The organism is Hymenobacter profundi (genome assembly GCF_019334315.1).
Lineage (GTDB): Bacteria > Bacteroidota > Bacteroidia > Cytophagales > Hymenobacteraceae > Hymenobacter > Hymenobacter profundi.
Map to the genome: position 1 here is coordinate 1 of NZ_JAHWGL010000134.1, position 11,080 is coordinate 11,080.

An 11,080-nucleotide genomic window follows, 5' to 3' on the forward strand; every position below is an offset into this window, starting at 1 on the left:
TTCAAGCCGAGCACCCGGACCACGAGCACCAGCGAGTCGGTGAGCATCCAGCAGCGCGACAAGCTGGAGGCCCAGCAGGTGATGCGCTTCGGGGTGGGCGAGTTCGCGGGCCTGGTGGTGGAGAGTCGCCGCCCGGAGTTCCACGCCACCTTCCGAGCCGAGCCCAGCAAGGCCGTAAAAATTGCCCCGTTCCAGGAAGCCAGCCCGGCCGAGGTCGCCCAAAATTTCGGAACCATCAAAGCCCAGGTGCGGGCCATCGTGAGCGGTCCGGCCAGCCCCAGCCAGGAGCCCGAGCAGCCGGTACTGGCCAGCTCAGCGCCGACCCCAGCACCAGGTCACCCAACCAACGACGAGGACGAAGGGCCGCTAGCTGGCCTGTAGGGTAGACCGGAAGCGGGAACAGGGGGTAGTACATTTTGGAGAGCCGGGCAGCGGCTGGCCGATTCCTGAGCACTGACCAAACCTATCCTTTCGACTAGGGAGCAACCAGGGAAGAGCCGCCAGGTAACTCCTAAAAGCTAAGCTGAGGACAGGCCGGGAAGAAAGGGTAGCCGGGAGGCAGTACCAGGTGAGCAGCGGCTTTTCTTCCCTCTTGTTCTGGTAGCCTGGTCAACCGGAATCGGGCAACGGCAACCCCCCCAACGGCGCGGACGTACCCCTAACGACGTCGTTCTGGAACAGAAGCGAGCAGGAACGCTATTCGCTGCGCTTCATAGCGTTCCGCTCGTTAAATTAGTGCTGATAGTTAAATAGTTATGATATATTGCTTTATAATTTGTAAACAACAATGTTTACAAATTGAATTAAATAATTGAAAATCAGTATCATATTGTTTACAAATATGTCAACGACAGCCAAATTCATTCGGTCGGATGACCAGACGCATGAGGCGTTACAACAACTAGCCAAAGAGCACAAGTTGAGCAACACGAAGCTGCTGGCCGCGATGGTAGAGTACTTTCGGGTAACCAAGGCCGACCCTCAGCAACCCACCGCCCCGGACCTGACCAGCAGCCTAGCTAAACTCACGGCTAAGGTGGCGGACCTCGATAAGCGAACGATTGGATTTATCCGCGAACAGGAAAAGACCTACCTCAAGCCTATGCTGGCCCAGGTTCAGGCATTGCAGCAAGTGAGCAGCACTCCAGCCCCGGCTCAACCGAGCCAGGGGGAGCTACGCCCCGCCCAGGTACAGGAGCTGTACGGGTGGTATGCCCGCATGCTGCGCCGCCTGATTGTACCAAGTCAGCTCGCCCCTAAATTCCAGGCGGAGACCTTGCCGCCCGCTCCCGTCAAAGGCCAAGAAGACCCCGCGCTAGCCACTCTTAAAAATGGGTTGTTCGGTATCCTACGGTTGGCTTTGCAGCCCGACTTGCTGACCCCAGCCGCGACCCAAGCTCCCGCCACACCGGTTGTTCCACCTCCTACCCGTCCCGCCTAATGGTAGCCAAGATTCCTAGTAGTGGCCCTGGCTTGGGGCAACGGTCGGGCAGCTGCGGCGGCTTGGTGGCCTATCTCGAAAAAGAGGTGCAGGGGCATTGGTTTAGCCTCGACCGGGAGGACGTGCCCGCCGCCGAAGTTGTGGCCACGCTTGACCGTAACAAGCGCAATTTAAACCGCGACGCCGACAAGTATTACCAGGTAGTGCTTGCTCCCAGTCAAGCCGAATTGCGCCATATTGACAGCGACCCGGAGAAGCTAAGAGCTTACACGCGGGCGGCAATGGAAGAGTACGCGGCCAACTTTGGGAAGGGCATCGAGGGGAAAGACCTGATGTACTTCGCCAAGGTGGAGCACGAGCGCACAACCGGCCCGAAGGACAGAGCGGTGCAGGTGGGCGACATGGCCAGGGGCCAAGCAAAGGCTGGCCCGCAGACGCATATTCATATCATCGTGAGCCGGACGGAGAACCTACCCCGCTACACCGAGCGCAAGCAGGCCGGCGAGGTAGACCGGAAGAACCCCTACCACCTAAGCCCGCTCACCAACCACAAGAACACCGAGCGCGGGGTCGTAACAGGCGGCTTCGAGCGCAAGCAGTACTCAGAGCGGGTAGAGCAAGCCTTTGATCAAGCTTTTAGCTACGAGCGGCCCCTAACCGAAACCTTTCACTATGCCTACGCCATGCGTCACGCTACTCCTGATGAGTGTGCCGTGCTGCGGGTGCAGGCTGTACGTGAGGATCTATTGCGCCAAGTGGTACCACAAGCTACCCAAAATCAAAATGTATTAGCGCAGCACAATGCAGAAACTTCCCCTTCTACTTCTCTAACAGAACAAATTATTAAACAAGAATTAGTACATGTTGCACCCAAGCAAGAGCGCAGCAAAGGAATGAAAAGATGAATAATATATAATGAATTGTCTTAGTCAATCAAGCCGTTACAGATTTTAAGTAATCATCTAAAATATCAGGTGTTTCTGCGTAAGCAGAGAATAAGGCAACTGCCTGATCATTGCTTAATTTATCCCCAAAAGTAAAATTTATTTTCGTTTGTGAATACTTTTTTTCTGTTGTGGAATCTTTTAGTAACAATTCTAAAAAAGCTGTTAGAAAATACATCTCGTATTTGCCTCTAAATACTTTGTGCTTGTCAAATTGAGATAAATATTGAATTTTTTTCTCTAAATCAGTTTCTGTAACTTCTGTTGCATTAGGGAAAATAGATTTAATTATATTTATGTCATAATTTTTTGATATAGATTCAAGGCTAAATTGGATAAAACCTTTGGGTGGCTTTTCCTCCAAGCGAACGCCAGTTTGTTTTCCTTCCTTGTTTCTAATTTCTATTAAGCAAGCGTACCATGCATTGAATAATAATATCGCTTGATGAAATTCATTCTGTCTTTGTCGATATAAATCGAGGTAAAGTTTATGTTCATTGCTTATTTCTGAAAAACCAAAAAAGTTTTTTAGTATTTCTTTAAATACATGTTCAGATACATAAAAATTTTCTATCGCATAACAGGGCGTTTCAAAAATATGGCCATCTTCCGGTTTCAAAGGTTCATTGAAATCTCTGTCAATAAAGAAAGCTTTTTTATATTTATCGTATTCTGAATGTAATGATATTAAATTATAAACTTCAATAACCTTGTCTCGTCCACCGCACAAAAGAGGATAATAATCTTTGGTATAAACTTTTATTCGCGGTATATAGTATGCGTTGTCGCTGCCTCTTGTTCCTTCAAAAAAACAAAATAGTCCATCTTTATTTTGTCTTGTATGAAGTACGAATTCTTGATAAGTAACTTGAGATTTATCTCTTGCTTGTCTTAATTGTTCCAAATAGGTCATTTAGCTATAGCGAGTTTGGATGGTGTAATATATTCGTTGAGGCCAATTGCATATCTATCTAATTCATTGTCAAAAATGAATGGGGAATGTGTGACTGCTAAGAGAAATTCGCATTTATTTGAGTTTAGTATATCTGGCAAAAGCTGCTTTTGCCATGTCATGCTAAGCGATAGCTCAGGTTCATCAAATAAAACTATAAACCTCTTCTCAATATCAGAGAGGTAAATCTTTGAGAACATCGATATAATTTGTTTCTCTCCAGAAGAAAGTTTGCTCAAAGCGATTTCAGCCCCACTTGCTTTAGACTTTATGTATATCTTAATAGCGCTTTCATCATAAAATACATTTTTATTAATTAGATATTTATTGCATAAATCTCTGAATATTTTTACAGAATTATCTAATTCTTTTTGTAAAGAATATATCTCTATTAATTTTTTTAGAAAAAAGTTTAAGGAACTATCCTTCGGCTGAGCTTTTTTACTAAGTACTATTTCCTTAATTTTATCTTTTTTAGGATTAGAAATTCTATTTCCAACGCGTGCTAAAAGAATCTCTACATCATTTTCTCCTATATCGCTCAAGAACTCTTCATTGGATGATTCTTCATCATCTTCTATAAGTTGACTTAATATTTCAGAAGACATCTCAGAGAAGCCTTCCTTTAATAGTCTATCAATGCTATTTTCAATATTTCTAAATCTTCTGTTGACGTCATCCATGCCAAAATGTATTAATTGGCTGTCTTCTCTATTTAGTTTGTCATAACTTAATTTATCAACTTGCTCATCATTATAGCCCAAGTTAGCTAAGTCTTCTTCTACTCTTCTGAATGTGGGAAAATATAATATCTCTATCTTATTTACATTCTTACTTATTCTTCTGTCGCACTCTTCTAAGTGAGGGCTTAATTGTGTGTTTTTACTTCCTCTCTTGTTTCTATTTCTGCTTTCAAATATGCTTTGCTCAATACTATGAATAATGTAATCAGGAGGAAAATTTTTCGACATTTTTTTTATGACCGGATGCTCCTCAAGACGGCTCCTTGATAAACTTCCTCCATGCATTAATGTATTTCTAAAACTTTCAAATTGGTTAAGGCCTACTGTTTCTATTATTTCTCTGATTAACGGGTGCTTGTAGGCTTTTTCATACATATCTTCTATATCAGACTTTGATAACGACATAAAAGTGTCGTCTTTAAAAGTTATTCTTAAGCTTTCAAAGTTATACTCAGATAACTTACTGAAATTCTTTGTTAGTGTATAATAAAATATGTTTAATACTTGAGTCTTTCCTAATCCATTTTCACCAATAAGTATTTTTATATTGTTTTCAAATGGAATATTTACATCGGTTGTCCCAAACAGTTTGTGGACAGAGAAAGATTTTATATTGTCGAAGGCCATTTCTGAGAATGTTTTATTATATGTTTCAGTAAATGAATTCGCTTTTTCAAAAATGAGCGAACATCAAATTATATTCCTCTTCAAAAGATGAATCAGAATGTGAATTCACAGGTTTGTAGTTCAACCTTAAGCTATCACGAGCGACAGAAAGCAGTGATTTGACAGTATAACTGTCAAGTCGGTAAATAGTAAGGAGCCAAAAGTATATCTTAAAGTGTATAGTTGAACTGTATCCGAGACATTGGGAGCTCCGACTTAATAAGATTTAGTGTTAAAGTAGCTTGATTACAGGTTGATAATCACCATTTTTTCAAAAAGTGTCAGAGGAGGTGTCTTATGTTTTTACTGAATACCGCTTGCAGACCTAAACTTAAAGCTCAACCAATCCATGACTAAGCCAGTTTTTTTGCCCCAAGAGGCTACTGAATCACAGCGCCGCGAGATTATGGAACGCTCCTATGCTGCTAGCCAAGCACAGGGCGCCATCGTTACTCCCGAAACTAGAGCTGTGTATGACCGCTATGTGCGGGGTGAGTGTACGTTACAACAAGCCGTTGATGAGGCCATGAGCATCTACCCATTACCTGAAAAACATCCTCAATAATTAGGGCCTTCACTGGAAAAGTACCACGCTGGGCGGCGCGACGTAGCGAGCCAAAAACCGGTGCGATTCCGAGAAGTGTCCGAGAACCGTTTTTATGTTAATCAACTTTTCCCAGGAACCAGAGGGAAAAAGAACCACCCCACCACTACCCCCAAAATCCAGTTTTACTAGTCCTCTTACTGACCGAGATAGTACCGGATACCTACTCCGAAGTTTAGGAAGAACCGATCACTGAACTCGTAGAAGGAATCAGTAACCGCCACGTTGGCCAGACCATCTGCCGTTACCTCTACTCGGGGTAACAGCTCGTACCGCGCGCCCAAGCCAAGGGTGAAACTGCCTCGGGTAACGGTGGATCGTTCATCGGCTAAGAAGGGGACTTGACCAGCGGGCGTAGAGGACGAGGTGAAGTGAGCCGCAGTATGCAAGAGGGTAACGCCCCCCAGTAGGTCGCCCCGAAAAGGCCCGGCCGGGTCCGTAAACGTGTAACGCGCCAGCAAGGGTACCGTGAGTGTCGTGCTGCGAATGTTGTATTGATACACGGTTAGGCCCTCACTGGGCGAGGGCTGATAAGACTGCGAATCGCTATCGTTACGCCAATTGAGTGCGGCTCCTGCTTGTAGTGCCCACTGGGGAGTAAGTTGGATGCCTACGCTAAGCGAGGGGCCGGGATGACGGAGGCGGTTGTAGGAACTAGCTGGCGCATAACTCAAGGCAGAGGCTCCTACTCCCAGGTAAAAACGCGGCGAGGTAGCCGCTGGGTTTGTTTGGGCAGAACTGGTGAAAGCGAAGCTGATAAGGCAAATAACTAATAGGAAAGACTGACGCATATAGCTAGCAACAGGTTATTTTTCGAAGAAAGTTAAGAGATACAACCCAGTTCCACTAACGCCCTCTCGCCTACCATGTCCAAGATACAGCTAGCCGCCCAGGGAGCCCCTGGCCACGACCCACGCACCAGCCACTTGCGCCCAGTCATCGAGTACCTGCTGGTCCAGGGTAACCGCCCGGCCCAGTGGTGGCACGAGGATGGGTGGCGGTCCGACCCGGGGGGTGAGCTGCATTACGCCTTTACTGAACCCATCAATGCGGCCCAGCTGCGCGAGCACTTTACCTTTCCGGACTCTATCCAGGTGCAGGATGATGGTTCGATTCGGGACAGCCTCAACCGGGTAGACATTAGCTACGACCGCCCGCAGACCCCGCTTAGCTTTGATTTGCCCAAGCTATAAATGTCAGTTGGCTAGTGAGTTGACAAGCGATAACTAAACCCGGTGTTTAGTTATACAAAACGAATTGGGGGATTTGTGCCTAGATTAGCCGTGCAACAAAACGTCTAACAAAACCGCCATGCAGCCCCAATCGGACGAAACAAAACCCGAGTTAAGTACAACACTTGCCCAAAGTGCCGAAACAAAACCCGAGTTGAGTATAACGCCGGAAGAAGTAGGCGAAACAAAACCCGAGTTAAGTATAACACCTGTCGAAGCGCCCGGAGAGGGGGCGAAACAAAACGAAACAAAACCCAAAACGAAGGGGGGGAGGCCCCGCAAGGCTCCCGATACGGGTGTTTGGGCTGTTCGGGGGGTAGATTTGGAAACGCGGGCCATCGTGGAGAAAACCGCGCAGCGCGCCGGCAAGACGATGGGCCAGTTTGTAAACGAGGACGTGCGTTCCTTCTGTCAGGGCCAGCTCACGCAGTCGCAGCTACCCGCCAGCCCTCGCGACTTGCAGGTGCAGGTGGAGCAGCTGACCCAGCTGGTCGAAGGCATTGCCGCCCGCATGGCCGAGCCTGCCCGCAAGGGATTTTGGCAGCGTGTATTTGGCCAATAGGATGAACATTAGAGACTGTTCAGCCAAACAGCAAAGTCATTGTAACTAACACGCTTCAAATAATTTCTGTAACTATTTGTAACGGGATTATAAAAGTACTTCCTATAGTAAAGAAAATGACCTGTGTCTAAAAATAATGGAGATGCAGTATATTTAAACCTTTTTATATAATCTGTATTTGGGAAATAGGTACATTCTTGCCAATTTTCTATAAAATGTTTTTCATATTTATTCCTGTTATTTTTAATTTCATTTAAATGAAAAGATATATTTTCGTGTTCTTTATCTAATAATATAATTCTATCAAGCATTTTCTGTTTATAATGCTCATGTTGACTTTTATTGCCGCTTCGCGCTGCTCTATCTTTGTTAGTTGGAATATTCTTTAATGTATCTTCAAGGTGTTTAATATAATTATTAAAATCAGTAAATGGTTCATCTAATATATGTCCTAAATGTATGTGATCTATTGATTCGGTATATAGTTTTCTGTAATCCACTATCCATATGAGATGATTAAAAACAGCTTGTTTCTCTAGTATATATATTTTAGAAAGTTCTTGTTGAACAAGAAAGATATGATGTTTTCCTTTCTTAAAATCAGAGCTATATTTACTGCCTTTTTTTATTATAATTCTGTTGGATACCTCCTCTAAAAAAAATCTATGTACTAATTTATCCCATGCGGGGGATAAATTAGAAAGCCAATCAGTATACTGATTGTCGGTTTCGATGTCCACATGCGGAGAGGATATCGCATCACTATAATCTTTTATCCAATTAATACGCCAATTATCCGGCAGTAATTCATCTTGAGAGCCATCTTTTTGTGTCATTGTTTAATTTTATTATTTTTTGACACAATAATTTTTTGAGTATTACAATGGGCAACTTATCACAAGTATAGTGATTGTACTAAGTATTATTGTGAGGTTTTTCGAACAGCGGACCGCCAGCAGTTGCTTTCTTGATACCAAGCATTGTAAGTAGCAGGCCCGAGAGGGAACGGGCGCTAGTATGCCTACCTGTTTTCAAGTCATGCGCAAACTTGTTGCAGGCCGCAACGTGCGAGGGGTTACTTAGAATCTGTTCAACCAGAGCAGGGGTAGTAATGCTTAGCTGCGCGAGCAGCCGCCCGGCGTTCTCGACCTGGTGAGCAGCTAAGTTGGGTGCTTCATCCGGCAGCAACCCGAATGCTAATGGAAGGGCCACTGCTTGCGGCTTAACTGTGAAGACGATGTTTTTAAAGCCACGACCCACTTTTTCCAGCTTGTAACCAATCAGCAAATCCGTCTTCTCATTGATTTGCTTCACGGCCACGTCTAGCACGTTCTTCTTGAACATGGATATTTCCGTGTACTCTTCACGGCCTTTATCATCGGCCAAGCTAAGGGTTTTCTTCAGGTCCAGAATAGCCATTTTCTTGGTTTCGCCTTTATCCTTCCACTGGCTGCAAATCTGGTAGATTCGCTTAGCATGCTTGCTAGTAAGGCTTAGGGCTGCCTGCACCTGAAAGGAGGTGAAGTTATTCTTAAGGTCGAACAGATATTGGGTAGCGTACTCGTTGAACTCTAACTCGATAACCCCCGTCCCGAGGATATAATCAATCCGCTTGAACAAGACGAGCTGCCGGAATACTTCGCGGCCATTGTGCAGAGTATTTATCTCATGAACGCGGCTCATCATCTCCTTTGTGGATTCGCGCAGTTGCTTGTAATTGTATTGGCTGCCCGTCGCCTTCTCCATTTCGGGAACCGTTATCTGATACACAGCGTCCGGGGCATCCTTCCGCAGCTTGGAGAGCAGCACTAGGAAGATGTTGGATTGTGTCTCGGTGTACTCATACCGCGCATTAGTCAGCGCATTATGTTGGCGTACTTCCAGGTCGGACTTCATAGCTAGTAGCTTGATTGCAAGGCCAAAGCTAGCGAAGACGAACGCTAATAAAAAACACTTCGCGAAGTCTGTTCGGATTCACTTATAATCTGTTCGGGTTCCACTTATAATCTGTTCGGGTTAGCCCTGTTTTCCACTTATAATCTGTTCGGATTCACTTATGATTTGTTCGCTTTCACTTATGATTTGTTCGGATTAGACTATATAATTACCTGTTATTCAATTAGTTGCAAGGTTCTCAAATAGCAAATAAGGACAAATAAAGAAATACACAATTGTGTTTCGCGCGAGGGAAAGGCTTTTAGAACTTGGTGATAGGCGATGCGGCGCAGCCCAAACAAAAACAACAACGTTCTAGAAGCCAGTAATTTGCGAATATTAAATAAATACTATGTAACTGGTAATCAATGGTATATGTTAGTATAAAGCCCCAATTTGGTGCCGGCTTTGTGCTGAAAAATGCCCCCTTAGACAGCTCTTTTCCCGGTATTTGTACCTTCCTGGCCGTATTACTGCACGACTATACTACCGAGCTTCTATGGCTACTTTTTTTCACTGGTTATTCGTCCTGCTGGGGGCTGTCTTATTTGGTTTTATCACGCAGCTCGTAGCCGGCAAACTGGAACGAGCACTACCCGCTGTATCTCGCGGCCTGTACCGAGCCATTGGCTTACGGGAGCCCCCAGACGAGCCGTTTGATTCTTTCGGCCGGTTTGTCGGGTTGTTCCTGCTCGCCGGTATCGCCTCCAACTGGCTAGGGGGGCTGGCCACGCTGCTGCTGCTGGCCTGGTTGGGCTGGAACCTCTACCGCAGCGTTTCCAGCCCCCAGGACGCCGCGCCGGCCGCAGGCGGGAACCAGCCGCTGAATTTCGTGCTGCGCACCACCAGCGGCCCCGTTGTGCGTTTAGGGAACCCGTTCCGGGGCACCTTCATTGCCGGCGGCGCGGGCAGTGGCAAAAGCAAGTCGATTATTGAGCCCATCCTGCAGCAAGCGGGCGCGGCCGGCCTAACGGGCGTCGTGTACGACTTCAAATTTCCCACGCTGGCCGAGGAAGTAGCCGGCAGCTACGCCGGAAGGGCCGTAACGCCCTACTTCGTCAACTTCACCGACCTGAGCCGCAGCCACCGGGTAAACCCGCTCGCCCCGCAGCTGCTGGCCACCGCCAGCTTTGCCCGCGAGGCTGCGGCCACCATCCTGACCAACCTCGACGCGAAGGCCGCCCAGCAGCGCAATTTCTGGATTCAGTCGGGCGAGGTGCTGCTGGCCGGCTGCATCTGGTACTTGCGCCGCAACCACCCCGAGCAGTGCTCCTTGCCGGCAGCGGTCAGCATGATTTTGGAGAGTGACGCCGAGCAGCTGCTGGCCACCCTGCAGCAGGACGAGGAAGTGCGCGGCCTCATTGCCTCGATTGCCAGCGCCAGCAAATCCGAAAACACCATAGCCGGGGTATTCTCAACCATTCAGAATTACCTAGCGGTGCTCAACACGCCCGAGATTTTTTGGGTGATGAGCGGCGACCAGGTGCCGCTCGACCTGAACCACGAGCAGACGCCGGGCGTCCTGGTGGTGGGCAACGACCCGGCCCTGAGCACGACCTTCTCCCCGCTCATTTCCCTCATCGTGGCCACGGCCATCAAGCGGCTCAACCAGCAGGGCCGCTTGCCGAGCCTGGTGCTGCTTGACGAAGCGCCGACCCTCTTCATTCCCAACTTCGCCCAGATTCCGGCCACCGCCCGCAGCAACGAAGTGGCCACCGTGTACGCCGTGCAGGACGTGGCCCAGATGGAGGCGCTGACAAGTCGGCAGGAATCCGAGATGATTCTAGCCAACCTAGGCAACCAGTTTTGGGGCCGCACCACCAACACGGCCACGGCCGAGCGGGTGAGCAAGATGTTCGGGAAGGTGGACAAGGAGTACCGGTCCACCACGGCGGGCAAAAGCAAGAGCTCGCAGGTCAACATCTTCAAGCCGAGCACCCGGACCACGAGCACCAGCGAGTCGGTGAGCATCCAGCAGCGCGACAAGCTGGAGGCCCAGCA

At 47.5% G+C, this 11,080-nt stretch carries 11 protein-coding genes and 1 pseudogene; 7 read left to right on the forward strand and 5 right to left on the reverse strand.

Going from position 1 to position 11,080, the window contains the following annotated elements; translation table 11 throughout:
• The 3 genes and pseudogenes from KYK14_RS20175 to KYK14_RS20185 all read left to right on the forward strand — a co-directional run.
• Positions 1–381 (forward strand): annotated as a pseudogene (locus KYK14_RS20175) (hypothetical protein); the annotation flags it as partial.
• 460 nt (positions 382–841) lie between these two features.
• Complete coding sequence (locus KYK14_RS20180; RefSeq protein WP_219161484.1) at positions 842–1,441, forward strand: BfmA/BtgA family mobilization protein; 600 nt, start codon at positions 842–844, stop codon at positions 1,439–1,441.
• Complete coding sequence (locus tag KYK14_RS20185) at positions 1,441–2,346, forward strand: DUF5712 family protein (protein ID WP_219161485.1); 906 nt, start codon at positions 1,441–1,443, stop codon at positions 2,344–2,346. Before KYK14_RS20180 ends, KYK14_RS20185 begins: the two co-directional genes overlap by 1 nt.
• A 28-nt stretch (positions 2,347–2,374) precedes the next feature.
• Here the strand turns inward: KYK14_RS20185 and KYK14_RS20190 are convergent, their stop codons facing one another.
• Both KYK14_RS20190 and KYK14_RS20195 read right to left on the reverse strand, forming a co-directional pair.
• A complete protein-coding gene (locus KYK14_RS20190) occupies positions 2,375–3,298 on the reverse strand; it encodes a DUF4435 domain-containing protein (protein WP_219161486.1) in 924 nt (307 codons plus the stop codon).
• Positions 3,295–4,707: an AAA family ATPase gene (locus tag KYK14_RS20195; protein ID WP_219161487.1), complete on the reverse strand. Its 1,413-nt coding sequence runs from the start codon at positions 4,705–4,707 to the stop codon at positions 3,295–3,297. The genes KYK14_RS20190 and KYK14_RS20195 overlap by 4 nt, the downstream gene beginning before the upstream one ends.
• A 388-nt stretch (positions 4,708–5,095) precedes the next feature.
• Here KYK14_RS20195 and KYK14_RS20200 point away from each other — a divergent pair, with 388 nt between their 5' ends.
• Complete coding sequence (locus KYK14_RS20200) at positions 5,096–5,311, forward strand: antitoxin VbhA family protein (RefSeq protein WP_219161488.1); 216 nt, start codon at positions 5,096–5,098, stop codon at positions 5,309–5,311.
• Positions 5,312–5,487: 176 nt separating this feature from the next.
• On the opposite strand, the gene KYK14_RS20205 is transcribed toward KYK14_RS20200, so the two are convergent.
• Positions 5,488–6,141 carry an outer membrane beta-barrel protein gene (locus tag KYK14_RS20205; RefSeq protein ID WP_219161489.1) on the reverse strand — a complete coding sequence of 218 codons (654 nt, stop codon included), beginning with the start codon at positions 6,139–6,141 and terminating at the stop codon, positions 5,488–5,490.
• 75 nt (positions 6,142–6,216) lie between these two features.
• On the opposite strand from KYK14_RS20205, the gene KYK14_RS20210 reads away from it, so the two are divergent.
• Positions 6,217–6,543 (forward strand): hypothetical protein, encoded by a 327-nt coding sequence (locus KYK14_RS20210; protein WP_219161490.1) that lies wholly within the window; start codon positions 6,217–6,219, stop codon positions 6,541–6,543.
• Positions 6,544–6,904: 361 nt separating this feature from the next.
• Entirely contained in the window at positions 6,905–7,144 is a 240-nt protein-coding gene (locus KYK14_RS20215; protein ID WP_219161491.1) for a hypothetical protein, read from the forward strand.
• Between the two features lie 8 nt (positions 7,145–7,152).
• Here the strand turns inward: KYK14_RS20215 and KYK14_RS20220 are convergent, their stop codons facing one another.
• Together KYK14_RS20220 and KYK14_RS20225 are read right to left on the reverse strand one after the other, a co-directional pair.
• Positions 7,153–7,980: a hypothetical protein gene (locus KYK14_RS20220; protein WP_219161492.1), complete on the reverse strand. Its 828-nt coding sequence runs from the start codon at positions 7,978–7,980 to the stop codon at positions 7,153–7,155.
• 79 nt (positions 7,981–8,059) lie between these two features.
• The gene (locus KYK14_RS20225; protein ID WP_219161494.1) at positions 8,060–9,040 is read right to left on the reverse strand and encodes a replication initiation protein; all 981 of its coding nucleotides are present in this window, start codon (positions 9,038–9,040) and stop codon (positions 8,060–8,062) included.
• 538 nt (positions 9,041–9,578) lie between these two features.
• Here KYK14_RS20225 and KYK14_RS20230 point away from each other — a divergent pair.
• Positions 9,579–11,080 (forward strand): type IV secretory system conjugative DNA transfer family protein (locus tag KYK14_RS20230; RefSeq protein ID WP_219161496.1); only part of this gene is annotated, 1,502 nt, incomplete at its 3' end.